This is a genomic window from Salipiger sp. D13 (assembly GCF_003703915.1).
Lineage (GTDB): Bacteria > Pseudomonadota > Alphaproteobacteria > Rhodobacterales > Rhodobacteraceae > Salipiger > Salipiger profundus.
This window is the reverse complement of sequence record NZ_ML112592.1, coordinates 112,575-137,203: the sequence shown is the minus strand read 5'-3', so window position 1 is coordinate 137,203 and position 24,629 is coordinate 112,575. Positions and strand designations below refer to the sequence as shown.

The 24,629-nt window shown below is 67.5% G+C and carries 27 protein-coding genes; 4 read left to right on the top strand and 23 right to left on the bottom strand.

All coding sequences use genetic code 11. From position 1 onward, the window contains the following. Nucleotides 1-30: 30 nt before the first annotated feature. The 8 genes from D6860_RS07415 to D6860_RS07380 all read right to left on the bottom strand — a co-directional run bounded on the left by D6860_RS07415 (nucleotide 31) and on the right by D6860_RS07380 (nucleotide 6,255). Nucleotides 31-756: a transporter substrate-binding domain-containing protein gene (locus D6860_RS07415; protein WP_076622202.1), complete on the bottom strand. Its 726-nt coding sequence runs from the start codon at nucleotides 754-756 to the stop codon at nucleotides 31-33. A 33-nt stretch (nucleotides 757-789) separates the two neighbouring features. Next, the gene (locus D6860_RS07410; RefSeq protein WP_076622201.1) at nucleotides 790-1,566 is read right to left on the bottom strand and encodes an ABC transporter ATP-binding protein; all 777 of its coding nucleotides are present in this window, start codon (nucleotides 1,564-1,566) and stop codon (nucleotides 790-792) included. 261 nt (nucleotides 1,567-1,827) lie between these two features. Beyond that, nucleotides 1,828-2,268: a tellurite resistance TerB family protein gene (locus D6860_RS07405; protein ID WP_093411756.1), complete on the bottom strand. Its 441-nt coding sequence runs from the start codon at nucleotides 2,266-2,268 to the stop codon at nucleotides 1,828-1,830. Nucleotides 2,269-2,336: 68 nt separating this feature from the next. Beyond that, nucleotides 2,337-2,780, bottom strand: coding sequence for a tellurite resistance TerB family protein (locus tag D6860_RS07400; RefSeq protein ID WP_076622200.1), 444 nt, complete (start codon nucleotides 2,778-2,780; stop codon nucleotides 2,337-2,339). A 76-nt stretch (nucleotides 2,781-2,856) separates the two neighbouring features. Next, nucleotides 2,857-3,282: a tellurite resistance TerB family protein gene (locus tag D6860_RS07395; RefSeq protein ID WP_076622199.1), complete on the bottom strand. Its 426-nt coding sequence runs from the start codon at nucleotides 3,280-3,282 to the stop codon at nucleotides 2,857-2,859. Nucleotides 3,283-3,423: 141 nt separating this feature from the next. After that, nucleotides 3,424-4,212: a 23S rRNA (adenine(2030)-N(6))-methyltransferase RlmJ gene (locus tag D6860_RS07390; protein ID WP_017469453.1), complete on the bottom strand. Its 789-nt coding sequence runs from the start codon at nucleotides 4,210-4,212 to the stop codon at nucleotides 3,424-3,426. After that, the gene (locus D6860_RS07385; RefSeq protein WP_076622198.1) at nucleotides 4,212-5,288 is read right to left on the bottom strand and encodes a hypothetical protein; all 1,077 of its coding nucleotides are present in this window, start codon (nucleotides 5,286-5,288) and stop codon (nucleotides 4,212-4,214) included. Before D6860_RS07385 ends, D6860_RS07390 begins: the two co-directional genes overlap by 1 nt. Nucleotides 5,289-5,358: 70 nt before the next feature. Continuing rightward, entirely contained in the window at nucleotides 5,359-6,255 is an 897-nt protein-coding gene (locus D6860_RS07380; protein WP_076625224.1) for a LysR family transcriptional regulator, read from the bottom strand. Nucleotides 6,256-6,403: 148 nt separating this feature from the next. Between D6860_RS07380 and D6860_RS07375 the strand changes: the two genes are divergently transcribed. The 3 genes from D6860_RS07375 (at nucleotide 6,404) to D6860_RS07365 (ending at nucleotide 8,681) form a co-directional block, all read left to right on the top strand. Then, entirely contained in the window at nucleotides 6,404-6,808 is a 405-nt protein-coding gene (locus D6860_RS07375) for a DoxX family protein (protein WP_076622197.1), read from the top strand. Nucleotides 6,809-6,880: 72 nt separating this feature from the next. Next, nucleotides 6,881-7,699, top strand: a complete 819-nt coding sequence (ygiD, locus tag D6860_RS07370; RefSeq protein ID WP_076622195.1) for a 4,5-DOPA-extradiol-dioxygenase — start codon at nucleotides 6,881-6,883, stop codon at nucleotides 7,697-7,699. 25 nt (nucleotides 7,700-7,724) lie between these two features. Next, a complete protein-coding gene (locus D6860_RS07365) occupies nucleotides 7,725-8,681 on the top strand; it encodes a glutathione S-transferase family protein (RefSeq protein ID WP_076622193.1) in 957 nt (318 codons plus the stop codon). An 80-nt stretch (nucleotides 8,682-8,761) separates the two neighbouring features. Here D6860_RS07365 and D6860_RS07360 read toward each other — a convergent pair whose 3' ends face one another. The 12 genes from D6860_RS07360 to D6860_RS07305 form a co-directional block, all read right to left on the bottom strand. Next, nucleotides 8,762-9,802, bottom strand: coding sequence for an energy transducer TonB (locus D6860_RS07360; RefSeq protein ID WP_076622192.1), 1,041 nt, complete (start codon nucleotides 9,800-9,802; stop codon nucleotides 8,762-8,764). Next, nucleotides 9,799-10,188, bottom strand: a complete 390-nt coding sequence (locus tag D6860_RS07355; RefSeq protein WP_179949480.1) for an ExbD/TolR family protein — start codon at nucleotides 10,186-10,188, stop codon at nucleotides 9,799-9,801. The genes D6860_RS07360 and D6860_RS07355 overlap by 4 nt, the downstream gene beginning before the upstream one ends. Continuing rightward, nucleotides 10,188-10,577 (bottom strand): biopolymer transporter ExbD, encoded by a 390-nt coding sequence (locus D6860_RS07350; RefSeq protein ID WP_256359816.1) that lies wholly within the window; start codon nucleotides 10,575-10,577, stop codon nucleotides 10,188-10,190. Before D6860_RS07350 ends, D6860_RS07355 begins: the two co-directional genes overlap by 1 nt. Further along, on the bottom strand, nucleotides 10,570-11,244 hold the full coding sequence (locus D6860_RS07345; protein ID WP_076622186.1) for a MotA/TolQ/ExbB proton channel family protein: 675 nt from the start codon (nucleotides 11,242-11,244) through the stop codon (nucleotides 10,570-10,572). The genes D6860_RS07350 and D6860_RS07345 overlap by 8 nt, the downstream gene beginning before the upstream one ends. Then, entirely contained in the window at nucleotides 11,241-11,678 is a 438-nt protein-coding gene (locus D6860_RS07340) for a hypothetical protein (protein WP_371683189.1), read from the bottom strand. The genes D6860_RS07345 and D6860_RS07340 overlap by 4 nt, the downstream gene beginning before the upstream one ends. 445 nt (nucleotides 11,679-12,123) lie before the next feature. Next, a complete protein-coding gene (locus tag D6860_RS07335; RefSeq protein WP_076622182.1) occupies nucleotides 12,124-13,776 on the bottom strand; it encodes a mechanosensitive ion channel family protein in 1,653 nt (550 codons plus the stop codon). 202 nt (nucleotides 13,777-13,978) lie between these two features. Beyond that, complete coding sequence (locus D6860_RS07330; protein ID WP_076622181.1) at nucleotides 13,979-14,776, bottom strand: SDR family NAD(P)-dependent oxidoreductase; 798 nt, start codon at nucleotides 14,774-14,776, stop codon at nucleotides 13,979-13,981. 16 nt (nucleotides 14,777-14,792) lie between these two features. Continuing rightward, the gene (locus D6860_RS07325) at nucleotides 14,793-15,758 is read right to left on the bottom strand and encodes a Gfo/Idh/MocA family protein (protein ID WP_076622179.1); all 966 of its coding nucleotides are present in this window, start codon (nucleotides 15,756-15,758) and stop codon (nucleotides 14,793-14,795) included. A 21-nt stretch (nucleotides 15,759-15,779) separates the two neighbouring features. Beyond that, nucleotides 15,780-16,880 carry a mechanosensitive ion channel family protein gene (locus tag D6860_RS07320; RefSeq protein WP_076622178.1) on the bottom strand — a complete coding sequence of 367 codons (1,101 nt, stop codon included), beginning with the start codon at nucleotides 16,878-16,880 and terminating at the stop codon, nucleotides 15,780-15,782. Nucleotides 16,881-16,884: 4 nt separating this feature from the next. Continuing rightward, the gene (locus tag D6860_RS07315; RefSeq protein WP_076622177.1) at nucleotides 16,885-18,486 is read right to left on the bottom strand and encodes a sodium:solute symporter; all 1,602 of its coding nucleotides are present in this window, start codon (nucleotides 18,484-18,486) and stop codon (nucleotides 16,885-16,887) included. 446 nt (nucleotides 18,487-18,932) lie between these two features. Then, nucleotides 18,933-19,271, bottom strand: coding sequence for a hypothetical protein (locus D6860_RS07310; protein ID WP_076622176.1), 339 nt, complete (start codon nucleotides 19,269-19,271; stop codon nucleotides 18,933-18,935). 154 nt (nucleotides 19,272-19,425) lie between these two features. After that, nucleotides 19,426-20,850 carry an FAD-binding oxidoreductase gene (locus D6860_RS07305; RefSeq protein WP_076622175.1) on the bottom strand — a complete coding sequence of 475 codons (1,425 nt, stop codon included), beginning with the start codon at nucleotides 20,848-20,850 and terminating at the stop codon, nucleotides 19,426-19,428. 48 nt (nucleotides 20,851-20,898) lie between these two features. Between D6860_RS07305 and D6860_RS07300 the strand changes: the two genes are divergently transcribed. Beyond that, nucleotides 20,899-21,819, top strand: a complete 921-nt coding sequence (locus D6860_RS07300; protein ID WP_017467792.1) for a LysR family transcriptional regulator — start codon at nucleotides 20,899-20,901, stop codon at nucleotides 21,817-21,819. Nucleotides 21,820-21,824: 5 nt separating this feature from the next. Here the strand turns inward: D6860_RS07300 and allE are convergent, their stop codons facing one another. From allE to D6860_RS07285, 3 genes are read right to left on the bottom strand one after another with little or no spacing between them, the layout of a single operon-like run. Next, nucleotides 21,825-22,562: a (S)-ureidoglycine aminohydrolase gene (gene allE, locus D6860_RS07295; RefSeq protein ID WP_076622174.1), complete on the bottom strand. Its 738-nt coding sequence runs from the start codon at nucleotides 22,560-22,562 to the stop codon at nucleotides 21,825-21,827. Next, the gene (locus D6860_RS07290) at nucleotides 22,559-23,686 is read right to left on the bottom strand and encodes a M20 family metallopeptidase (RefSeq protein ID WP_083697729.1); all 1,128 of its coding nucleotides are present in this window, start codon (nucleotides 23,684-23,686) and stop codon (nucleotides 22,559-22,561) included. The genes allE and D6860_RS07290 overlap by 4 nt, the downstream gene beginning before the upstream one ends. A 3-nt stretch (nucleotides 23,687-23,689) precedes the next feature. Further along, nucleotides 23,690-24,628: a polysaccharide deacetylase family protein gene (locus D6860_RS07285; RefSeq protein ID WP_017468262.1), complete on the bottom strand. Its 939-nt coding sequence runs from the start codon at nucleotides 24,626-24,628 to the stop codon at nucleotides 23,690-23,692. Between the last annotated feature and the right edge of the window lies 1 nt (nucleotide 24,629).

The window sequence follows — 24,629 nt, the reverse complement described above, 5'->3', positions numbered from 1 at the left end:
CGGAGAACGGCTCTCCGGTCGCGTCGGGTCTCAGAACTTCGGGCTGTCGGCGCCGAGGTATTCGACGATCAGCTCGTTGAGCGTTCCGTCGTCCTTCATGCTCTGGATCGCGGCATCGAAGGTCTCGCGCAGCTCGGGATCGGACTGGCGGAACGCCATGCCGATGCCACCGCCGAGCGGCACGTCATCGCCCACGAAGCTCACGTCGCTGGATTCCTCGACCACGGGGATCAGGTAGTCCTTGTCCGACAGCACCGCGTCCGCCTCGCCCGAGCGCATCGCCGCGACGGTCTCGTCCGGGGTCGGGTATTCCACGAGCGTGGCGCCTTCCATGGTGGCGACATGCGCGGCCTGGATGGTCCCGGTCTGCGCCGCGATCACGGCGGTCTCGAGGTCGATGTCGTCCATCATGGAGGCGAAGGCCGAGGGCGACGGCGGGGTGTAGTTCTGGGTGAAGGCCACGACCTCCTCGCGCTCGGGCGTGATCGACATGCCGGCGATGATGGCGTCGTAGTTGCCCGACACGAGGTTCGGAATGATCGAATCCCAGTCGTTGGTGACCCACTCGCAGGTCAGTTCGGCGCGCTTGCAGAGCTCGTCGCCCAGCACCCGCTCGAAGCCCGCGACCTCGCCCGAGTCGTCGATGTAGTTGTACGGAGGGTAGGCGCCCTCGGTGCCCAGCCGCACCACGTCCTGCGCCAGCGCGGCGCCGGCACCCATCGCCATCACGGCGGCGCCGAGAAGGATCTTTTTCATCTGGTATCTCCCCTGTTTGGTTTTTCCCACGGCTCAGGCGTGGGTCGTTGATTTGAGGAACCCCCGCAGGCGTTCCGACTTGGGCGCGCCGAAGAGCGTGTCCGGCGGGCCCTCTTCCTCGATCAGACCCTGGTGAAGAAAGACGACGTGATCGCTCACGTCGGCGGCCATCTTCATGTCGTGGGTGACGATGATCATGGTGCGGCCCTCGTTGGCGAGGTCCTTGATGACCTTCACCACCTCCTGCTCGAGCTCGGGGTCGAGCGCCGAGGTCGGTTCGTCGAAGAGCAGCGCCTCGGGCTCCATGCAGAGCGCGCGCGCGATGGCGGCGCGCTGTTGCTGGCCGCCCGACAGCTGCGAGGGGTAGGCGTCGCACTTGTCGCCGATGCCGACCTTGTCGAGGTAGCGCCGGGCGGCGGTCTCGACCTCTGCGCGGTTGCGCGCGAGCACGGTCACCGGCGCTTCCATGACGTTCTGCAGGATCGTCATGTGGGCCCACAGGTTGAACTGCTGGAAGACCATCGACAGGTTCGTCCGGATGCGCAGCACCTGGCGCGGATCGGCCGGGCGCCGGTGGTGGCCCTCGCCCTTCCATGCGACCGGTTCGCCCTTGAACAGGATTTCGCCCTGCTGGCTGTCCTCGAGCAGGTTGCAGCAGCGCAGCAGCGTCGACTTGCCGGAGCCCGATGACCCGATCAGCGACACCACGTCGCCACGATGGGCGGTGACATGCACGCCCTTGAGAACCTCCAGCTGACCATAGGCCTTGTGGAGGTTGCTGATCTCGATCACGGGCACTGGGTTGGGCAAGCCTGACCTCTGAGGCTGTTGAATGATGCGGCGCAGGATGGGCGGAAAACGGCTTGTATTGCAATGCGCAAAACGCAGCCATAGCCCGGGTTTGCGCCGCGTCAATCGGCGGTTGCGCAACGTAATGGCGGTCGGGTGGCGCGATATTGTGCAACCCTCGGGCGACCGGTCCGAGCTGTTCCGCCGGCGGAGGTCTCACCGAGAACACCGGGATGTCAGGCCGGGGGCAAGGACAAAGGTTGCGCCATCGCCCCGGCTGGCTCAGCCGGCCTTTTCGACCCGCTGCCGGGCCAGCGCCGAATCGCGGTCGTTGATGCCGAGCAGGTTCGACACCAGCCGCAGCAGCGCGTCCTCTTCGGCCTCGCGCACACCGTCGGCCAGCACCACCTGCCACAGCGCCTCGATCACGCCGATGCGGTGCTCGTAGTCGACCGCATCCTTGATCGCGCGGGTGAAGCGCACGGTGTCGGGGGCCTCGGCCTCGAGGTTCTCGGCCTCGCCGCGCAGCTTTGTCGCCTCGAAGGGCGAGAGCCCGTAGCGTGTCGCGACGATCCGGTCGATGCGCGCGCGCTCGGCCTCGTCGTAGCTTTCGTCGGACCGGGCCACGCGCACCAGCAGCGCGGTCAGCGCCAGCCGGGCGTCGGCGTCGGGCAGGGGGGCGGGGCCGGGCTCAACGAGCCGCTTGAGGAAATCTGCGAACATGCAGTTGGATATAGCGCCCGCCTGCCCACAGGGAAAGCGCACATCGCGCGGCCGTGAGGGGACCGCGCTCAGGGAATGACGGCAGCGGCGCGGGCCGCCTCGGAGTCGTCGCTCTCGAGGCCCAGCTGCTGCTCGATCAGCTCGACGAGCTCGGTCTCGCGAGTGCTGCTCAGCCCGTCCGAAAGCGCCACCGCCCAGAGCGCCTCGGCGGCAGCGCGGCGGTGCTCGTAGTCCACGCCCTCTCGGATGCGGCGGGCCATCTCCTCGATCCCCGGCGTCTCGAAGGCGAGCCGTTCGCACTCGGCGCGCATCCGTGCCGCCGCAAGCGGCTTGAGTCCGTAGGCCTCGGCGAGAATATGGTCGATTTCCTCGACTTCCTCGAAGAGGTAGGCGTCGTCGACCAGTGCGACCTTGACCAGCAGCGCGCCGAGGGCGTGCGCCGCATCGAGCTCGGGCAGGGGCGCCGGCGGCGGCGCTGCGCGGTGGAAGAAGGACTTCAGACGCTCGAACATGCGGGGGCTCCTCGTGCCTGGGGGCGTGTTCGGTGCCAATCTGCCAGCACCGGCGCCGCGGATACAACCGGATCCGTCATCCGACGCGGCGGGGCGGAACGAGATCGTCGGGATGGACGCCGAGCAGGGTCTGGGAAAGGGCAAGCAGCGCCGGATCGCTCTGCCCGGTCGAGGTGGTTGCGAGCATGTCGCGCAGGCACAGTGCGATGGCCAGCCGCTCGCGGTAGTCGATGGCGGTGCAAAGGACCGCCGCGAAGCGTTCGGTCTCGGGTGCATGGGCTTCGATCCGGGCGCAGGCCTCGAGCATCTCGGCGGCTTCCTGCACCGTCAGGTCGTAGCGCCGGGCGAGCAGCGCATCTAGCGTCAACGGATCCATGAAGACCGTGGCGTAATCGGTTCTGGATGCGCGCAGAAGCAGGGCCCCGAGCGCGAGCGGCGCGTCGCCCGGATCGAACGGCGCCGCGGTGGGCGCCGCGAGCCAGAACCTCAGGTTGCGGCCCACGCGCGGAGCTCCGGACGGGGCGCCATGATGGGCTCGAAGAGCGGGGATCGCATCGCTGTCTGTTCCTCCTGTCGCGCAAACACTGTGCGGCAGGAAGGGACGTCGTGCAATCCCGCGCGGACGCCGTTTGCGCCGTGCTGCTCAGCGCCGCCGGGTGGCGCGTCGGACCAGCCGGTCGAGGCCGGCGGCTTCCTCCTCGAGACCCCAGGGCGGGTTGATGACGAACATGCCCGTGCCGACCATCCGGTGCCCTTCGCGGATCGGCGGGAATCGCATCTCGTGTCGCAGCGCGTCGGGATGGATGGACTGAAGCGCCTTCAGCATCGGCAGATGCAGGTCCGAGGTCAGGATCGGATACCAAAGCGCGAGAATGCCCACGTTCCACTTCTTCGCGATCTGGCCGAGGATCTTCGGAATGCGGTCGTAGTCCTGCTTCACTTCGTAGGAGGGGTCCACGAGCATCAGCCCGCGCCGCGGATCCGGCGGGCAGAGGCTCTGCGCCAGTTCGAACCCGTCCTGCCGGTGGATCGCCACGTTCGGTGCCTCGATGGCGGCTTCGAGCGCGGCGTGCTCCTGCGGGTGCAGCTCGGCAAGGTGCAGCTTGTCCATCGGGCGCAGCAGGGTCTCGGCGATGAGCGGCGAGCCGGGGTAGAAGCTCTCGCCGTGTTTTGCGCGGACGGCGGCCAGCGCGCGGGCATAGGGGTGGTCGGCGGGCAGCGCCTCGGCCAGCCGCCCGATGCCCTTTGCCGCCTCGCCGGTCTTGAGCGCCGGCGCGCTCGCAAGGTCGTAGAGGCCGCGTCCGGCGTGGGTCTCGATGTAGCTCAGCGGCTTGTTCTTGCGGGTGAGGTAGTCGAGCATCCAGGCAAGCAGAGCGTGCTTCTGCACGTCGGCGAGATTCCCGGCATGGTAGAGGTGTTGATAGGATAACATCAGTTGCCTCCGAAGGCGCGGCGGAGACGCGCCACGGGCGAGGTTTCGGTGCGGGCGCGGCGCGCGATCTCGTCCAGCAGCGCCTGCTTGCGATCCGCGTCCACGGTGCAGATGTCGGAGACGTCGCGCAGCGCTGCGTGGCGGCGTTCGGCCTCGTCGCGGGGCATGGTGGGCGGGCCGATCTCGGGGAACCGCAGGCCGAAGGTCCGGTCGAGCCAGTCGAGGTCGCTGCAGCGCGCCTCGATCACCTCGCGCAGCCCCGCGCGCAGCTTCGGCTTGGTCTGTCCGGGCACCGCCGCATCGGCGTGGCGGACGAGCCACTTGTAGCGCTGTGGCCGGCGGTCGTAGTGGCGGTGCGGTGAGCGAATGTCGCCGCGGAAATACTGCTGGAGCACCTCCATCGCCTCGGCGCTCACCGTCTCGTTCTCGTCGTCGGGCGACCGGACAAGGGTATCCGGCGCGATGCCCGGCAGGTAGCGCGTCACGAAGTCCGTCACCACGTCGCCGCCCTCGAGCGTGTCGCGGGCGAAGCCGCGCACCACCAGCTGTCCGGGGCCGAGCGTCATCCACGGCTCCAGCGTGTCGCGGAAGCGGCTCGCCGTGGGCAGCTCGAACGCCGGGCGCTTCTTGAGGTCCTGTTGCGCCGCCGAAAGGAAGTAGGACGCCGGCGCCCGAAGGTAGGCCATCACCCTTATGTCGCCGAAAAGCGGGCGCAGCCTGTCGTTCATCCGCCGGAACGCCTCGGGCGGATAGGCGCGGAACTGGTTCTCGCAGCTCAGCACGACGAGACGCGGGCGCACCCTGGCCACCTGTTCCTCGAGGCGGTGCCACAGCCGGGCACCGTCGCGGCGGGCCTTTTTCAGCTCGCGGGCCGCGTCCTGGTAGGCCGGGAGCTTGTCCTTGGGCAGGTCGGTCAGGAACGAGAAGATCTGCTGGTGATTGGCGTGGCCGTCGGCCTCGCCTAAGACGATGCCGGCGGCTTCGAGGGCGGGGCGGTTCGCGTCGAGCACCCGCTGGATCGAGGTCGAGCCGGTCTTGCCGTGACCGATGTGAAGAAGAAGGTCGGGTTTCTGCATGGATCCTGAACCGGAGGGGTGTTTTCCTGTCTAGCCTATCGTGCCGCGTGGCGCTACGGGGCGGCCGCTTTCAGCCCATGCCGCTGCTGCGGATGTCTTCGACCGCAAAATCAATGAGCGCCCGTGTCTTGCGCGGAAGCGTCCGCCCTTCGAGCCAGAGCGCGCTGAGGGGATGCGCAGGGGCGTCGTGGTCGGGGAGAAGATGCACCAGCCGTCGGGCCTCAAGGTCGTCTCCCAGCACGAAATCCGGGCAGAAGGCGATGCCGTCGCCGGCGACCGCGAGATCGCGCGCCACCTGCGCGCTGTTCACCATGAAACGGGTCGGCACCTGCACGCTCACGCTCTCCCCGTCACGGGTCAGCCGCCAGTGCGCGGGGGCCGCGCGGTTGGTGTCGACGATGCAGGCATGGTCTTGCAGATCCTCGGGCGCCTGCGGGGCGGGGTGCCGTGCAAGGTAGTCGGGGCTCGCCACCAGGCGGCTGCGGATCGCCCCCAGCTTGCGCCGCGTCATCGACGAGATCGCCACGTCGCCCACGCGGAAGGCAAGGTCGATCCCCTCGGCGGCGAGGTCGACGAAGGCATCGCTCAGTCGCAGGTCGATGGTCAGCCGGGGGTGCGGGGCGGCAAAGCGGCTGAGCATGCCCTGCACGTATTTCTCGCCCAGGGTCACGGGCGCCGAGATCCGCAGCGTGCCGCTCAGCCCCTGCCGGTCGTCGGTCACCTCGGCCAGCATCGCGTCGAGATCGTCGAGCAGGGCAGGGGCGCGGGCGAGAAGCGTCTCGCCCGAGGGCGTGAGCCCGACCTGCCGCGTGGTTCGTTGCAGAAGGCGTACGCCCAGTCGCGCCTCGAGCTCGGCCACGTATTTCGACGTCAGCCGGTTCGACATGTCCAGCCGTTCGGCGGCACCGGTGAACGAGCCGCTCTCTGCCGTGGCGACGAAGGCGCGCAGGCCGTCGATCAGGTCCATCGTGATATCCGGAACGCTTTGTGGAAAGTCATTCCACATCATCGCCATATCATTCCGGTGCCGCAAGGGCCATCTTCCGGTCATCGCAACGAACACCGGCGACCGCGGGGCCAGACGCCCCGGCGCCCCGCAAACGAAGGACAAGACCATGACCGATCCCCGCACCGCCCCCTATGCAGCACTTCTGCTGCGTGTCACCACCGGCGCGCTCTTCGTCGCGCACGGCCTCACCAAGCTGCTCGTCTTCACCCCCGCCGGCACGGCGGGCTTCTTTGAAAGCCTCGGGCTGCCGGGCTGGCTCGGCATCGCCACGATGGCGTTCGAGATCGTGGGTGGTATCGCGCTGATCCTCGGCGTCGCCACCCGCGCCGTCGCCGCGGTCTCGGTTCCCGTGCTGCTGGGCGCCGCCATCACCGCGCACTGGCCGAACGGTTTCGGCTGGTCGAACGAAGGCGGCGGCTGGGAATACCCGGTGATGTGGGCCGCCGTGATGGCCGCTCTCGCGCTGCTCGGTGACGGCGCTCACGCGCTGCTGCCCCTGAAGCGCCGCTGACGCCGATGCATCGAACCGCCGTGCCCCCGAGCGGCACGGCGGCCTCTTCCCCCGGAACACGAGGTGAATGCCATGACTATCTCAAGACAGCTCCAGTCCCTGAAGGACAGCCTGAAGACCTCCGACCGGCTGCCCGTGGTCTTCCTCGGTCACGGCAGCCCGATGAACGCCATCGAGGACAACGCCTATTCGCGCAGCTGGGCCGAGCTTGGCCGCAGCCTGCCGCGCCCGCAGGCGATCCTCGTGGTGTCGGCCCACTGGATGACGCGCGGCTCGACGCTGGTGAACGTTACCCGGCGGCCCGAGACGATCCACGATTTCTACGGCTTCCCGCAGGAGCTGTTCGAGGAACGTTACCCGGCTCCCGGGGCGCCCGACGTGGCGGCCGAGGTGGTCTCGATCCTCGCCAGCCACCACGCGGAGGGCGACGAGACCTGGGGGCTCGATCACGGCGCCTGGTCGGTGCTGAAGTTCCTCTACCCCGAGGCGGACGTGCCGGTCTTCCAGTTGTCGATCGACATGCAGGCCGACCTGCCCGAACACGTCGCGATCGGCCGGGCGCTCGCCGAGCTTCGAAACCGCGGCGTGCTGATCCTCGGGTCGGGCAACGTGGTCCACAACCTGCGTGCCATGCGCTTCGGCGGCACGCCGCACGACTGGGCCGAGGAATTCGACACGCTCTTCGCCGACCGGCTCGGCGCCGGCGACGTGGCAACGCTCGCGGATCGCGGCAAGCTCGGCACGCTGCTGCGCATGGCGCATCCCTCGCTCGATCACTACCTGCCGGCGCTGACCGTCGCGGGTGCCGCGGACGACCGCGACCAGCTTCTCTTCATGAACGATGCCATCGACCTGTCCTCGGTCTCGATGCGCAGCTTCATCTACTACTGAACCGACGAAGGACGGAGACAGACCCATGCTCGTGAACGGCAAATGGACAAGCGACTGGCAACCGGTGCAGAAGGCCGACGAGAAGGGCCGCTTCGTGCGGCAGGTGTCGTCCTTCCGCAACTGGATCACCCCCGACGGCAGCGCCGGGCCGACCGGCGAGGGCGGCTTTCCCGCCGAGGCCGGGCGCTACCGGCTCTACGTCGCCTACATCTGCCCCTGGGCGTCGCGCGCGCTAATGGCGCGCGCCCTGAAGGGGCTCGAGGACATCATCCCGGTGACCGTGGTCAACCCGTCCCTCAGCGACCAGGGCTGGCGGTTCGGCGGCTACGAGGGCGCCGACTTCGACCCGCTCTTCGGGGCCGATCACCTGCACGAGCTCTACACCCGCGCCGATCCGGACTTCACCGGTCGCGCCACGGTGCCGGTGCTCTGGGACATGAAGCGCAACGTGATGGTGAACAACGAAAGCGCCGACATCCTGCGCATGTTCGACACCGCCTTCGAGGGTATCGCGCCCTCGGACCTGCGGCTCTACCCCGAGGAGCTTGCGGGCCGCATCGACGCCCTGAACCCGCGCATCTACGACCAGCTCAACAACGGCGTCTACAAGGCCGGCTTCGCCACCACGCAGGCGGCGCATGACGAGGCGGTCGAGGGTGTGTTTGCCATGCTCGACGAGCTCGAGGACACGCTCGAGGGGCCGTATCTCTTCGGCGACCGGCTGACCGAGACCGACATCCGTCTGTTCGTGACCCTGATCCGCTTCGACGCGGCCTATCACGGGCTCTTCAAGACCAACCGCCGCCAGATCGCCGACTACCCGAAGCTGACGGCGCTGATGGAGCGCGTGCTGGCGCTTCCAGGCGTGCGCGACACGGTGAACATGGATCACATCACGCGGGGCTACTATTCGATCAAGGCGCTGAACCCGACGGGCATCCGGCCGACCGGCCCTGCCCATGTGGCGGCGCTTCTGGGGTAATCGTCGCGCCGACCCCGGGTACGCAAGCGCCGCGCCGGTGACATGCCGGCGCGGCGCTTCCCGGTTCGGAGGTGCAGGTCTCAGCGGGCCTCGATCTTGATCGAAAAGCTGCGCTGGGCGCCTGCCGGTGGAGCGGGGAAGGGGGCTGCGCGCTGGACCACCCGCAGCGCCGCGCGGTCGAGCGCCGCCGACCCCGAGCTGCGCGCGACCGAGAGCCCGGCCAGCCCACCGCTTCCTGCAACGCGGAAGGCCACCACCGTGGCGCCCCGCACGTTCATCCGGGGGCGCGACACCCGCGACAGGCGCCGCATGACCTCGCCGGGATAGTTGCTCGCCGCCGCATTGCCGGCCTGCGAGGCGCGCCCGCTGCCGCCACTGCGCGTCGCCTGCGCCTCGCGGTTGCCCTGCGCCTGTCCCGCCCGGGCGTTGCGGTCGGCATTGCCGCGCGGCGCCGGTGCGGCTGGTTGCGGTTCAGGCTCGGCCTCGGCGCGCGGGGCCGGGCGTTCGCGCCGTGGCTCGGGTTTGCGAAGCGTGTCCGGGCGGGTGACCGGGCGCAGCGAACGCGCCAGGGCGTTCTCGGGCGCGTCTTCCTCGGCTTCCGGCGTCTCCTCGGCCTCGATCGCCTGTTCCGGCACCTCGGGTGCCACCGGCTCCGACGTGGCCTGCTCGACGTCCTGCTCGGGCACGACCGGCGCGGCCTGGTCCGGCTCGGCGGGAACGATGGCGTCGGGCGCCTCCGAGGGCTGCGCGATCTCCGCTTCCACGGGGGGCGTTTCGGTCGGCGCAGCTACGGTGGCAGGAGCCGCCTCGGCGGGGCGCGCTGCCTCTGGAACGCTCTCCGGCGGTGTCTCGCTGGGCGTCTCCGGCGGTGTCTCGGCAGGGGTTTCGGCGGGCGTCGCCGCAGGCGGCGCGGTGGCGACCGTCTCCTGCGGGCTTTCGGCGCTCAGCGTGCCAGCCGCCATGTCGGCGAAACTGGACCCGAGGCGCGCCTGCTGCGCCCCGCCGGAGCCTTCGATCTCGACCGGGGTCTCGCCATGGAAGAGCGCGACGGCCAGCGCCCCGTGCGCACTGAAGGCCAGCAGCAGGGCCATGAGCTTGGCGCGGCGTGATGTGGCGATCATTCCAGCCCCCTTTCACTCACGATGAGCACCCGCTCGGCGCCTCCGGCGCGCAGCGCACGGCCGATCCGCACGAGCGCCTCGGCGGACAGGTCGCGGTCGGGCACGATCCGCACCGCCTCGCGCGCCTCATCGCCGAGCGTCTCCAGAAACGCTTCGGGCGTCGCCATCTCGCGCCCGGCGAGGGTCATCCGTTCATCGGAGTGGATCACCAGCGCGTCGGCGGGCGGCGAGACGCCGTCGAGCTCGGCCGAGCGCACCAGCTTCAGCGCGCTGTCGAGCGGCTGCGCCAGCGTTCCCGCGACGAGGAAGAAGATCAGCATCAGGAAGACGATGTTGATCAGCGCGATCGTCGGCTCGCGCTCGGTCTTGGGGCGGCGGGCACGCATCACGAGGTTCCCAGAATCGTCGGAGACACGCCGGACACGCCACGCAGCACCACCAGCAGGTCGGTGAGCCGTTGCGCGGTCACCCCCGGCTGGAGCGAGACCAGCAGGCGGCGCGGGCTCTCCGTGTCGCCGGCTTCCGTCCCGAGCGCCTCGCTGAGCGCCTCGAGCGACAGCTCCGCGTTGTTGAGCTGCGCGCTCTCCGGACCGAGTCGCAGGAAAAGCGGGGGCGTCCCGGACGCGGCGGCGGCAGAACCGGCGCCCGCGGCGGTCAGCTCGACTTCGGTGAAGCGGGTGAAGGTCGAGGTCAGCATGAAGAAGAGCAGCAGCAGGAAGATCACGTCGATGAGTGAGGTCATCGACAGCCTGCGTCTGCGGCGGACCTTACGCATGGCGCAGGGCGCCGTCCGGCGCGGTGGCAACCGGGCCCGTCGCCGCGTCGGACGCGGGCGACTGGATGCTGCGCAGGGCCTTCTCGGCCAGCACGCGCTCGGCCTCCATCCGGGTCTCGAGCCAGCTCAGCACCACCGAGGTCGGCATGGCGACCGCAAGCCCTACGGCGGTGGTGAGCAGCGCCACCCAGATGCCCCCCGCGAGGATCGACGGATCGACCTGCGAACCGGCGTCCTGCAACGCCTGGAAGGCCGAGATCATGCCGAGGACGGTGCCGAACAGCCCCAGCAGCGGAGACAGCTGCGCCACCGAATCGAGGAACCGGAACCCGCCTTCGAGCCGGGCAAAGCGCGCCTCGGCCTCGGCGTCGAGCCGCGGGGCGTCGCAGCGCCCGGCAAAGGCCATGGCGATCACCGGCTTGAGGTAGCTTTTCGACTGCTCCAGCTCGCGCCGCGCGGCGGCGTGGTCGCCCGCGTCCCACGCGTCGACCGCGAGGCGCAGCGCCTTGTGCCGCCCGACGCCGGCCGAGCGGAACTGCCAGAGCTTGTAGAGGATCACCGCCAGCGTCACGATCGACAGCGCGATGAGCAGCAGGACGACCGGGCCGCCAAGGTCGGCGATCCGCAGGACAAGGTCGGAGAGCGGTGCAAACAGCGTCTCGGTCATCCCAGCATCTCCACGCCGGTGCGGCTGGTCACCGTGAGCCCGTCCATGCAGGCGCCGGGCGCCTCGGCCTCGCAGGTGCTGGCGCCGTTCACCAGGATCTGACCGAGGGCCTCGCACTGGAGGTCGGGCACCACGAACTGCCGCAGCCGGGGCTTGCCCGGGGGCAGGGCGCCGAAGTCGAAGAGCGTCAGCCGCTCGACCTGTCCACCGGTGTCGAAGAGCACGGTTTCATAGACCGCCTTGTCGATGGGGCTCTCGCCGCCGTTGCGGATGAGGAAGCTCAGCTTGCACCCGGCCTCGACCTGCTCCTGCGCGTTGAGCTCGACCGAAAGGGCGGGGTCCCCGGTCTCCTGCGCGGCGAGCGTGACGGGCAGCATGGCGGCACAGAGGCCGCACAGGGCGAGACGGAAAGATCGCGGGAGGGCTATGGGCACCGGCAACTCCTTGGACGGGGACACTTGCGGAAGACGCTGGCGGGGCGATGAGGCTCCGGCTGGCTGTGTTCTGCGCGCAGAAAGACCACAGGTGCGTGAAAGTTTCAATACCTTATCAACTTACTCAACTTTAGGGCCGGCGGAGCGCCGTGCGTGGCCATGGCCCAGGCACGGATCGGTCGGCCGCGATCAGAGAATTCGGCGTCACGATGAGGAAAGCAAGCCGCGCGGGCCCGCGCGATGGATTCGGGGCTCCCGAGGCAATGAGGCCGCGACCAGCACCACCAGGTTCAGGGATGAAGACAGGCGGGATGCCCGCGCGCCGAGCATGCAGGGGGACAAGCCGGTCGCGGGGGCCGAGCAGGTTCCCCGCGCGAGGACCAGGTCGGTCGGCCGGGGGCGCAGCCCGGCGTGCCGTTCGCGTCATTCCAGTGTGTCGCGCAGTTCATCCCGCACCGGCACCCCGCGTTACCCCGCTGGTCTGCTCGTCCTTCGCGCCTCCGACCTCCATGACACGTTCGCGAGGCAGCCAATCGGCGTGTTCGTCGCGCACGTAGGCCAGGAGTTGCTCGCGCAGGCGGCTTTGGACGGTCCAGCCCGTGGCGGGGTCGGGCATCATCGCGTAGAAGCTGATCTTGAGGCCCTCCGGCAGGTGTTCGGTCGCGTAGGTGAAGGTGTTTTCGGGGTCCCTGATGTCAGGGTCTTCCTGCAGCAGCGCCTCGAACTTGCGGCGCAACACGTCGACCTCGCAGCGGGGATCGATCCACAATTCGACCACGCGCATCATGCGAGCCTCCGTTACCGACCAGTTCTCGAAGGGTTTGCTGATGAAATAGGTGACCGGGACCACGATGCGCCGCTTGTCCCATGTCCTGAGGCGCATGAAGGTGTAGAAGATCGCTTCGACATAGGCCCAGTCACCTTCGAAAAGGATCGCGTCGCCGATCCGCACCGGCTTGGCAAAGGCGATCTGGAGGGAGGCTATGATATTGCCGAGGACCGCCTGGCCGGCAATGCCGAAGACGACGGTGAGCACCCCCGCCGAGGCGAGGAGCGTCATGCCGACACTGTCGAACAAGTTCAGCCTTGCCAGCACGATAAGGGCGGCGACGGCCACCATGACCAGCACGATGAGCCGGCGAAGCGCATAGATCGAGGTGTGGAACTCGCGCTCGTCCCGGTCGCGCTTGTCGTCGATCTCTCCGACGTAACGCATGGTGATGCGATGCAAGATGGCGTCGAGCATCCTCAGGAAGGTCATGCCGATGCCCCAGACCATCAGAATGGTCAGTGTCGGGCGCAACAAGGCCTGGACAGGGCCGGAGAAGGAGAGCACCCAGCCCAGCAACAGCTGTCCGGTCGTGGCCATGATGAGGATTGCCAGCGGCAGGGCGCTGCGCTCCAGTCCGACCCTCAGCCAGCTACGCCGTGCCCGGTTGGACAGACCCGTCACGAGGGCATAGGTGCCCCAGCCCAGCAGCAGGGCGCCTAGTCCCGACAGAGGCATGACGATCCATTCCCACAGCCAGAGGCCCCATATTTCACGCTTCAGGCTTGCGGGGATGACCTCTTCGTATTCCGGAGGTCCGAACGCCTCATATAGCGGCACGGTGTTCTCGACCGTCTGCGGCGTGAACAGCCACATCGCCGGATTGCCCGAGGTCTTGTAGCGCGCCAGCCTGATGTCGTAGGCGGTTCCGTTCGCTTCCAGCGTCTCGATATGCAGGTCGCGGCGCGGCTGGCCGGCGCGCCCCTCGGAATTGCGGCTTTGCTCGATCCGGGCGTCGGCTCGAGCGGGCAAGCTGGTCCAGTCGATCCAGACCTGACGTTCGATGACCGAGGCCAGTTTCCGGGCAAGCTCGGGGCCGCGCTCGGAACGCTGATCAGGCTCCAGCCGCGACAGATTGAGATACTTCGCGGCACGGTCGAGATCGCCTGCGTCGCTCTCCGTGGTGAAACCCCGCAGGGTCTGGCGGGGCGTGGACCGATCCGGGTCGTAAGGGTCGCCGAGATCAAGGTTCGGTGCGTCGGTCTCGTACCAGTATTGCGACCCGTCCTGTGCGCCCGCGGGCTGCGCCAGCGACAGGCAGAGCAGCATCACCGCAAGAAGGGCACCCAGCAGAGCGCCCGGGCGTAAGGGGTGCGCCGCATGAGCGCTTGCCGCTGCAGCGGCCCCGGCACGCGTGACGGAACGGGTCCTGCCGCGCCCGACGTTGGACAGCCGCCCCGGACCCGAAAGGCCGGGGGTTGAAGCGCGGCCGGGGGACGGCGTGCCGTATCGAAGGTTCGCGCGCTGCATGTCAGATCGCGATGGCCGCGACCGAGCCGCCATCGACGCGGTAGTTCGAGCCTACGACGAAACTCGCCTGTTCCGAGCACAGGAAGGCGATCGTGGAGGCGGCCTCCTGCGGCTTGCCACGGCGTTCCAGGGCCAGCCACGGGCGTTCGGTCTTCAGGAACTGCTGGATCGCGCCCTCGCGGTCGGTCCCTTCCTCCCGGGCCTTCTTGTCCATCATGGTGTCGGTCATCGGCGTCTCTATGAAGGCGGGCGAGACGCAGTTGACCAGCACGCCGCGTCGCGCCGCCGGGCCGCTGAGAGCCTTGGCGAAATTCAGCAATCCCGCCTTCGCGACGTTGTAGACGGCTTCGTCCGAATAGGGCTGCGCCGCGTTTTCAGAACACAGGATGACGACACGGCCCCAGCCGCGGCTTTCCATCGCTGGCTCGAAGGCGCGGACGGTGCGCACGACCGACATGAAGTCGGTTTCCCAGGCCTCTTGCCAGTCCGCGTCGCTCATCTCGAGCGGATGGCCTTTCGCCCCGGTCACGCCTGCCGCGCAGACCAGGATATCCGGCATGGTGAAGCGTTCCTCGGTGGTGGCGGCCAGCCCCTTGATCTGGGCCGGATCGCGCAGATCGGCCTGGAGCGCCTTCGCGTTGTCGCCCAGGTCCTGCGCGGCGCGGGCGACCTCGTCGCCCTTGAGGTCGACGAGAATGACCTGCGCGCCTTCCGCGAGCAGCACCTTGGCAGTCGCCTTGCCGATGCCCGAGGCGCCGCCGGTGATCAGTGCGGTCTTTCCGTTCAATCCGTAATCCATCTGTCCGTTCCTTTCGTCAGGTCAGCCGCAGGTCCAGGGCGTCCAGTACCGTGTTCACACGGGCTGCGTCGCGCGGAGGCACCAGCCCCGGTTTCGTCTCGCCGTCGAGGGCGGCTAGGAACGGCAGGATGCCGGTGCCGGCATCGAGCGTCTCCAGCCGGATCCGCTCGATCGGCGTGGTCGCACCGCGAGGGGTCAGGACCAGTTCGCTGTCACGCAGTGAAATCGCGGCTTCGTCGCCCACGATATCGAGTTCAAGCCGCATCCGGGTATCGGTCCAGCCGGCCTCGACCACGCCTGCCGCACCGCAGTCGAAGCGCAGCACCGACGCGCCATGATCGTCCACCGGCCAGCCGAGGGCATTGCCGGTGACGGCGTGGCCGGAGTCGATCGGGCCGAGCATCCATTGCAGCGCATCGATCGCATGGACGGCCTCGTCGACGAAGCCGCCGTAGCAGGCGCGTTCCGGGTCGGTCATCCAACCGCCGAGATCCAGCCAATCGGCATACCCGCCGTCATGCGAAAACAGCATCCGCGCAGCCGATACGCGGCCCAAGCGCCCATGGTCGATCCAGTCCCGCGCTGCGCGCAGCGCCGGGATCGTCCGGAAGAAATAACCGGTCTGCAAAAGCAGGTCGTGCTCTTCTGCAAGGCTCGCCACGGCCTGTGCGGCACGCGCGCTACCGGCCAGCGGCTTCTCCGAAAAGACTGGCAGACCCGCTTTCAGCGCCGCGGTTATATCTGCTTCGTGGTGGGTGGTCTCGCTGCAGACCACGACCCCGGACACGTCCAGACCGTCAAGCGAGTCCAGCGTTTCCAATGGTTCGGCGCCCAGGCGGTCGCACAGCTCTTGTTTCCGGGCGGGGTCGCGGTCGAAGACATGGCTCACCCTGCGCCCGCCTTCGTCAATGCGGTAGAGGTGATCGGGCAGGTGCACGTGGGCACCGCCAAGCAGGGCAAGTGATGGGGAGCGCGTATTCATGATCGTCTCTCCTCTTGTTGGTCAGCCGGGCGTTTGCCCCGACATGGCAGGCCGCAACTCTCCGCGCAGGCGGGGCAGGGCCTCGGGGTGCTCGGCTTGAATCCATGTGATGAGTTTCTCGCGCACCTCGCAGCGCAGGTCCCATGCCTGCGGCGAGGTCCGGGCGCTCATGAGGCCACGCAGCGCGATGGTATCCTTATCCGTGTCGGTCACCTGAAGGTTGATGACGTTGCCGTCCCAATGCGGCGAGTCCCGCGCGATCTGCTCGAGTTTCGCGCGCAGCTCCTCCACCGGGACGGTGTAGTCGAGATGCCAGTAGACGGCTCCGATGATCGAGGCGCTTTCGCGGGTCCAGTTCTGGAAGGGTTGTTCGATGAAATAGCTCAGCGGGACCACCATGCGCCGCCAGTCCCAGATCCGAACGACCACATATGTGGCGAATATTTCTTCGACCCAGCCCCATTCGCCGTCGACGATCACGACATCTTCCAGCCGGATCGGCTGGGTGATGGCAATCTGGATGCCGGCGATCAGGTTGGCTAGCACCGGCCGCGCGGCCAGGCCGAGGATCAGGCCCGCTGCACCGGCGGACGCAAACAGGCTGACGCCGTATTCCTGCACCGTCTCGAAGGTCAGCAGAACGGCAGCAACGGTGAAGATCGTCAGCAGGATCGTGGCGGTGCGCCGAAGCACCCGAAACTGCGTCACCAGCTTGCGCGCGGCGAGGTTGTCGTCGATGTCCATGCGCTGGCGTCGGATGACGCGGTCGCTCAGGTGGCGGGTCAGCAGGATGGCGGTCCAGCCGATCAGGACGATCAGCAGGATCAGGAGCATGTGCCCCAGACCATCCTGCAAACGCCAGGGCAGGTCGAGACGCGGGACCGTGATCACCATGGCCGCCAGCACGAAGGCCAGGCGGGTGGGGCGCCGTGCATGCCGCAGGGACGACCCCGCCATGCCGCTGTCGGTGTTCACCCACCGCTGGAGGACGCGGAACAGCAGCGCGTGGAGCAAAAGGGAGAAGAACAGCGCGCCGAGCAGGGCGGCGGCCGACCCGATCCAGTCGGGCCAGCCAGCCGCGGTGCGCAGTATACTCTCGAGAATGCGGGCCAGGGTTTCCATCGCTTCAGGCAAACCAGATTATGAAGCCTGCCAGGCCAAGGATGAGAAGCCCTGCCCAGACCGCCTGATCCTTCCAGAGCGGCTTTTCCCAGCGGGTGAAGATCTCCGCCGTTTCGCTCTTCGACCAGACGAGGTTCTCGATGTCTTCCTTGCTATCCTGTCGCGTCATCGCGGAAATGCCCAGGTGCGTGGCGATGCCGATGAACATCATGATCGAGGACATGATCGTGTAGTGGATCGCGGGCAGGCCCCACTCCTCCCACAGGCCTGTCACCTCTTTGACGATGAAGAGCGGAACGCCGATGACCAGCCCGATGAGGATCGTCCAGAAGGCGCCGTTCCCGTTCAGCCACGGCACGAAGAGACCCAGGATGAAGACCACGACGATGGGCGGGATCACGTAGGAGAGCGAAGACTGGAAATACTCGAAAAGGCTCTCGAAGCTGGCGATGGAGGGCGCGTAGATCGCGCCGAAGACCATCACGAGCCCGGTGACAATCCGGCCCAGCCAAACCTGGCGGTCCTCTCCGACCTTCCAGATCGGCTCGATGAAGTCCTTGACGACAAGGGTGGACGCCGAGTTCAGCGCCGAGTCCAGCGAAGACATGATCGCCGCGATCAGCGCCGCGAGGATCAGGCCCCGCAACCCGATGGGCATCATTTCAAAGGCCAGCGTCGGAAAGGCGAGGTCGGGCGTTTCCAGATCGGGGTAGAGCTTCAGAGCGATCAGCCCCGGCAGGATCATGAGGAACAGGTTGGGCAACTTGAGGAAGCCCGCGAAAAGCGCGCCCACCTGGCCTTCTTTCAGGTCCTTTGCGCCGAGCGTGCGCTGCACCACGAACTGGTTGATCGACCAGTAGTAGAAGCCCAGCAAGACGACCCCCCAGATCCCGGTCCAGGGCAGGAAATCGTCATCAGCCGGCAAGATCAGCTTGGTCTTGTCCTCGGGCACGCCCACGAACAGCTCTTGCCAGCCGCCGACCTCGTCGAGGCCGAGCCAGAACAGCGCCGCGGCTGCCACGATCAGCAGGATGGCCTGCACCGTGTCGGTCACCACGACCGCCGAGAGCCCCCCGAGGATGGTGTAGATGCCCGCCACCAGGGCCAGCACGGCCACCGCCGTCCACAGGTTCAGCACCGCGGTCACGTTGGAAATGACAAGGCCCCCCGCGTAGAGTGCGCCGGCCGTGTCGATGAACATGATGGCAAGGATGGTGAACAGCGAGAACGCCCGCCGGGAGCGGACGTCATAGCGTTCCTCGAGGAACATGGGCACCGTGCTGATCTTGGCGCGCAGGAAGGACGGCAGGATGAAGATGGCGAACAGGATCAGGACCAGTGCCGCGGTCCATTCGTAGTTGAAGATCACGACGCCGTTGTCGTAGGCACCGCCCATCAGGCCGACGAAGCTGGATCCTGACATGTTCGAGGCGAACAGCGAGAAGCCGATGAGGTACCACGGCAGGCTGCGTCCCGCGAGGAAGTAGTCGTCCGAGCCGCCCTTGAGCTTGCGGGACACGTATAGCCCATGGCCGATTACGCCCACGAAGTAGATCACGACGATCGCGTAATCTATCCAGCTGAAGTCGAATGTCGAGTTTTCCATCGAGGATTCCTCCTCATCGATCGGGTTTGCAGGCCCTCAACGCGGCTCGACCCGAGACCCGCGGAATGCTTGAGGCGATGTGGGCTCAACCCGCCCGACGGCCCCCAGTTTCAAATTCGCGTTAAAATAATGGGAATCCAGGTGAGGCCCGCTATTTCCGGCAGCCGCTTGGCACGGGGCACAGCACGGGCCCTGCGTCGGCTGACCGCCGATGGGCGACCTGAGGAGGGCGATGGGCCGTCGTGCTGAATTCAGAAGGAAAAGTGAGCTGTTACAGGTGCTCATGAAACCGGGAAGATCCCGGCGCGGCGCCAGCAAGCCGCGCGATCGGCGACGACCGCGTGGACCCGCGCCGGGCATTCTCTGGGATCATGATCAGCTTGGCGTGCTTGCCGGCCCGGGGACCGTCGCTTGCACGCGTGGTTTGGTTGCGGCAGGGCCGTTCTTCACATTCCAACCCAGATCAGGGCCAGGCCAGCGATCACAACTGCGAGCACTGCAACCGTGACAAGAGGCCGGGGATGCGACGTGCGTTGCAGTTCTGCCGGGGACTTCTTGGGCTGGCGGGGCTCCTTGCTCTCGCCTTCCGCCTTGCGCGCTTCTGCCATCGCGCCGAGTTCCGTCGGGCTGCCGCCCGCTTCGGCATCCGTGCCCAAGGGCGCGGCCGCAGGGTCGGAAAAGGCGACCTTGTCCCCGGTCGAGCCCCGATCGATGTCATCTCGCAACCTGGCGGACTGGGCACCGCCACCGTCAGCCGCCGCCTTCTTCTCGTCTTCTCCGCTCATTGCAGCTACCTCGTTCCTGGTTAAACTCATTGAGCCAACCTTTCCCTGTAGCGAATGTTCCAGCCTCGGCGTGAGGGCGAGCCTCCTCTCTCCAAGGAGGTTTCTGAGATCGGGCGACCTGCGCTCGCGGTGTGCAGGGGCGGCGGTTTCGCCTTCAGTCCTCCGATTCCAGGAACAATGCGGATGGGTTGAGGATACCCAGCGGGTCCATCTGACCCTTCAGGCCACGCATGAGCGCGAGTTCCTCGGGGGTGCGGGAGTGCCCCAACCAGCGCGCCTTGATGCGACCGACGCCATGCTCTGCCGTGACCGTCCCCTGCCAATTTCGCAACAAGCCGTATATCGCTGCCTCGATCCGTTCTTCGGCGGCGGCGCTGCCATCATGCGCCACGAGCAGATGGACGTTGCCGTCCCCCAGATGCCCGACCTTGAGCGCCCCGGCAGCCTCGGGCAGCGTGGCAAGCACTGCATCGGCGGCGTCGCAGAAGTGGCCCAGGGCCGACGGCGACACGCCGATGTCGAAGTTGATGTGGGGTCCGAAGTCCTCATCGACCTCTCCGACCGCTTCGCGCACGGACCAGAGCGCCTGCGCCTCGGTGAGGGATTTTGCCAGCACGCCATCCTCGACCAGATCCTGCTCGAAGAGCTCCGCGAAGAAGGCTTCCAGCTCTTCCTCGGGCTGCGACGCGCCCGCTTCGACCTCGACCAGCAGGTAGAAGCCGTGCCGCCCGGTGATCGGCGCCGTCGCCAGAGAGGTCTCGTGGCAGACGAAGTCCCAGTAGTCGGGCCACATCCCCTCAAAGGCCCTGATCCGGGAGCCGAACCTCTGTCTTCCGGCGGCAAGGCATGCCAGCGCGGCGGCGTGGTCCGGAAGTGCGAAGAGCGCCAGTGCGCTGTGCCGAACCTGTCGGCGCAGTTGCAGCACGGCGCGGGTGACCACGCCGAGCGTGCCCTCCGAGCCGATGAAGAGCTGTTTCAGGTCGAACCCGGAGTTGTCCTTGACCGTCTTTCCAAGCCGGGAGACCACGGACCCGTCAGCCAGGACCGCCTCGAGGCCGAGCACATTGGGCCGTGTCATGCCGTGCTGCAAAACGCGGATACCGCCCGCGTTGGTGGCGATGGTGCCGCCGATGGTGGCCGTGCCGCGTGCGCCGATGTCGACGGGGTAGTCGAGGCCTGCGGCCCGCGCCGCCTCCTGCACCGCCTCGAGCGGCGTCCCGGCCCAGGCCGTGAGGGTCATCGCCTCGTGGTCGATCTCGATGATGCCGGACATGCGCTCGGTCGACAGAACCACCGTGCCTTGCGGGCTGCAGGCTCCACCGGAAAGCCCGGTCCGCCCGCCCTGTGGCACGACGCCGATACGGTGCCGGCTGCAGATCGCGAGAACACGCGAGACCTCTTCGGTGCTCGCCGGTCGCAGCACGGCGAGCGGCATGGCCCCCGACAGGCCGGACTGGTCCGACGCATAGCGCTCGCGGTCGCTCTCTTGAGTAAAGATGCCTTTCTGGCCAAGCACTTCAGCCAGATCTTTCACCGCTTCGACCTGAGCACTGTCCTGTTGAATGCCGGTTCGGTCCATCTATGATGCGCTCCTTGACGTTAGACTGTTCGATCGCGGGAGTCCCCGATGCCACCCAGCAAGATCCTTGGGCGACTGCCCGGCTTGAGGCATTTCATCGAAGTCGCCCAGCTCGGGTCCTTCCGCGCGGCGGCAGAGAAACTGCATGTGGCCCCCTCTGCGGTGAGCAAGCAGATCAAGAACCTCGAGCTTGCGCTCGACATCGAATTGTTCCGCCGGGACCGTGGCCGCGCCGGTCTCGAGTTGACCGAGGCCGGCGAGATCCTGCTGTTTCGCTGCGCCTCGGTGGTGAACGAGCTGACCATCGCACAGGACGAGATCGACCAGCTGCAGGGCCTGCAGCGCGGGCACCTGCGGCTTGGCGTCAACGAGGTGCTCGCCTCTGATCTGCTTCCGGGCATCCTGCGTGACATGGGATACAACCACCCCGGGCTCAAGTTCACCATCATCGTCGAGAATACCCGCGAGATCCTCACGCGGATGCAGGATGGCGATATCGACATCGCGCTCGGCTACAACTTCCCGCCCTCGCCGGAGATCGAAACGCTGGCGACCCTGCAGAGGCGCACCTACGTCGTCACTTCGCTGGATCACCCGATGGCGCGGCTGCGCAGCGTCCGTATCGAAGACATCGACGGCGAGAAGATGATCTTCCCCGACAGTTCGATCCCGATGCGCCAGCTTCTCGAGGATGCGCTGGTGCAGAGCGATGTCACCGTCCGCGAGATCATGAGCACCAACAGCTTTACCCTGCTGCGGCAGATGGTCGAAAGCGGCATGGGCATCGGCATCGTCTTCGGGCGCTTCCTCCAGATCCGCCGCGAGAAAATCGCCTTTGTCGAACTCGAGAACCTGCCGTTCGAGAGCCCGCCCGTGGCCTGCTGCCGCATGGCCGGACGCACGCCGACCGCTTCTTCGGTGGCCTTTGCCGCGGCCATCAAGACGCTCTTCGCAAACTACGGGGGATAGACTGATCATCGCTCGGCCAGCGGCGACCGGTTGTAATTCTTGTAGATGAGGTAGCGCGAGGGGGTACGGCCCAGGGCGCCGAACCACTGCGGGACATGCGGTCCCATCCAGATCGCGTCGCCCGCGCCCACCGGGTACCACTGGTCGTCCAGCCGGTAGACGCCGCCGCCGTCCAGCATCAGCAGGCCATGTTCCATGAAGTGGGTCTCGACATAGGCGAGCGAGGCACCCGGATGGAAATTCATGATGTTGAACTCACCGTCGAAACCCGCGTCGGTGGGCAGCATCTTCTGTACCATCAGCCAGTCGTCGCCGCGCAGGGGGGCACCGTCGATCTCGGCCACCGAGCCGAACACGGCTGCGGGCAGCTCACCGCGGGCGAGGAAGCGCCACTCGAAAAGCACGAAGCGCGTGCCCGCGGTGGTGCTCAGGGTCGCGGCGTCACCGGGGGGCAGGAAGCCGTAGCCCTCGGCGGCCAGTGTCTGCCCGGTCGAGATGCTGACGCTTCCCTCGAGAACGAAGACGAAGCGGGCGATGCCCTCGTCGGCGGGGGCGATGTCCGACAGTGCCTCGGCGCCGCGCACCAGCGCCATGGCGAATTTCGCGCCCATGTCGGGGCTGATCAGGTATGCCAGCTCGGCACCCGGCCAGTCGGGCTGGGTGATCCACTCGTGGCTCTCTGAGGTCAGCAGCGCGTGATTGCGCCGGATGTCGGAGCGGGTTTGTCCGAAGCTGGGTTTCATGAATCGTCTCCGGTCGGGCGTGCAGCCGCATAGGTCAGGATGAGCGCGCGCAGCAGCGCCTCGCGGCGCGCCAGGGGGGCGACGAGGATATGCTCCTGCGGCGAATGCCAGTTGTTGCCGATGGCACCAAGCCCGTCGAGCGTCGGCACGCCGGCGGCGCAGGTGAAGTTGCCGTCGCTGCCGCCGCCCGAGCGGGTTTCCACCATGGGCGCGCCGAGGCCGGCGTTGATCTCGCTCGCGCGGGCAAACATGGCGAGGGTTTCGGGGGTGCGGGCGAGGCTCGGTTTCTCGATCTCGCCGGACAGGGTGATTGTCACCTCGGGATCATCGGATTGCAGGGCCTTCAGGGCGTCCTCGACGGCGAAGCCAAGCGCATCGTCGGCAAAGCGCACGTCGATGTCGCAGGCGGCATGCCCGGCGACCACGTTCGGCTCGGTGCCGCCGCGCACGCGGCCCACGTTGACGGTGGTTTCCGTGTCGAGATCGGTCATCTGTTCCAGCTGGCCGATGGTCCGCGCCATCTGCAGGATCGCCGAGCGCCCGTCGGCGAAGGCCGATCCGGCATGGCTTTCGCGACCGTGGAAGTCGAGCGTGTACTTGGCCCGGCCCTTGCGGAAGGTAATGGCTTCGTCGCCACGCGCCGGTTCGGGGACAAGCGCCGCGCCGTGCTTGCGCGCCTCGGCCTGGATCAGGGCGTGCGAGGTCGGCGAGCCGATTTCCTCGTCGGAGTTGTAGATCAGCGTCACCGGCCCGGGCAGGTCCGTGCCGCTTTCCACGATGCTGCGCATGGCGCAGAGCGCGAGATAGCCGCCGCCTTTCATGTCGGCGATGCCGGGGCCGTACTGGCGGTCGCCGTCGCGGCGGATCTCGACGGAGCCGGGGGCGCAGACCGTGTCGATATGACTTGTCACCAGCACGCCCGGCCCGTCGCAACCTGCAAAACGGGCGACCAGGTGATCGCCCATACCGTCACGACCCGGGATGCGCTCGATGTCGCAGCCCAGCGGCGCGAGCTCCGAGGCGATCAGGTCCACGAGCCGCGCAATCGTCGCAACAGAACCGGTGGGCGTGTCGATCTCGACCCAGCGCATCAGGCCCTTGAGGATATCTTCGCTCTGCATCATCGCTCAGCTCAGGCTGTCGGCGTAGTCTTGCCAGATGCTCGGCGCGAGCTTCAGCGTCTCGGAGGCCGGGTAGCGGCCCTGCCAATGCGCCGCGATCTCGGCACCGGTGGCGGCCCAGACGCCGGGATGAGCCATGGCCTCGCGCAGCACGGTGGCAAGATTGTCGAAGCGATGCCCCCAACCGGACCGTGCGGGCGAGACGCACAGATTGAAGTAGCGCCCGCGGCGGTACTGCGCGCGGAACTCGGCCCGCCAGTTGTTCAGCAGCGCCTGTGGCCGTTCCAGGCCGGTGCCCTCGCGCGGGAACATCAGGAAGAAGGTGTCGTCGAAATGATAGTAGTAGGGCAGGGCCAGCAGGGCCTCTTCCCTGGCCGCATCCGAGACCCAGTAGTAGGGCGCATCATCGGCGAGCCCGTTGCCGATGTAGTCGTAGCCCTGCGCCTTGAGGAGGGCGACGGTGTCATCGGTGGCGCATCCGGTGGCGGCGCGGTCGTCGGGGCGAGACAGCGCGTACCAGCCCTTTGGCGCAGCACCCGTGACGCGGGTCAGCACTTCGGTGGCGCGGGCCATGTGCTCGGCCTCCTGCCCGGGCGCGAGGGTCGCCGGGTCTTCGCCAAGCAGCCCCTGCGCAGCGATCTCATGCCCGGCCTTCAGGAGGCGTTCGATCACGTCAGGATAGGCTTCGGCCACCACGGCAGGGGTCGCGAAGGTCGCGCGGACCCCGGTTTCGGCAAAGAGTGCAAGGAAGTTGTCGAGCCCCCGGGTCAGTCCGAAATGCCAGGTTGGATAGGCCAGGTCCTTGGCGCTGATGCCAGAGGCCTTGCCAGCAGGGTTGAGATTGACCGTCAGTCCCAGCGCCATCTGCTGTCCCTCGGGCCAGACGATGGTGCCGTCGCGCATGCCGATTTCGTCGGAGGTGGTGTAATTGTCTTTCCAGGGCATG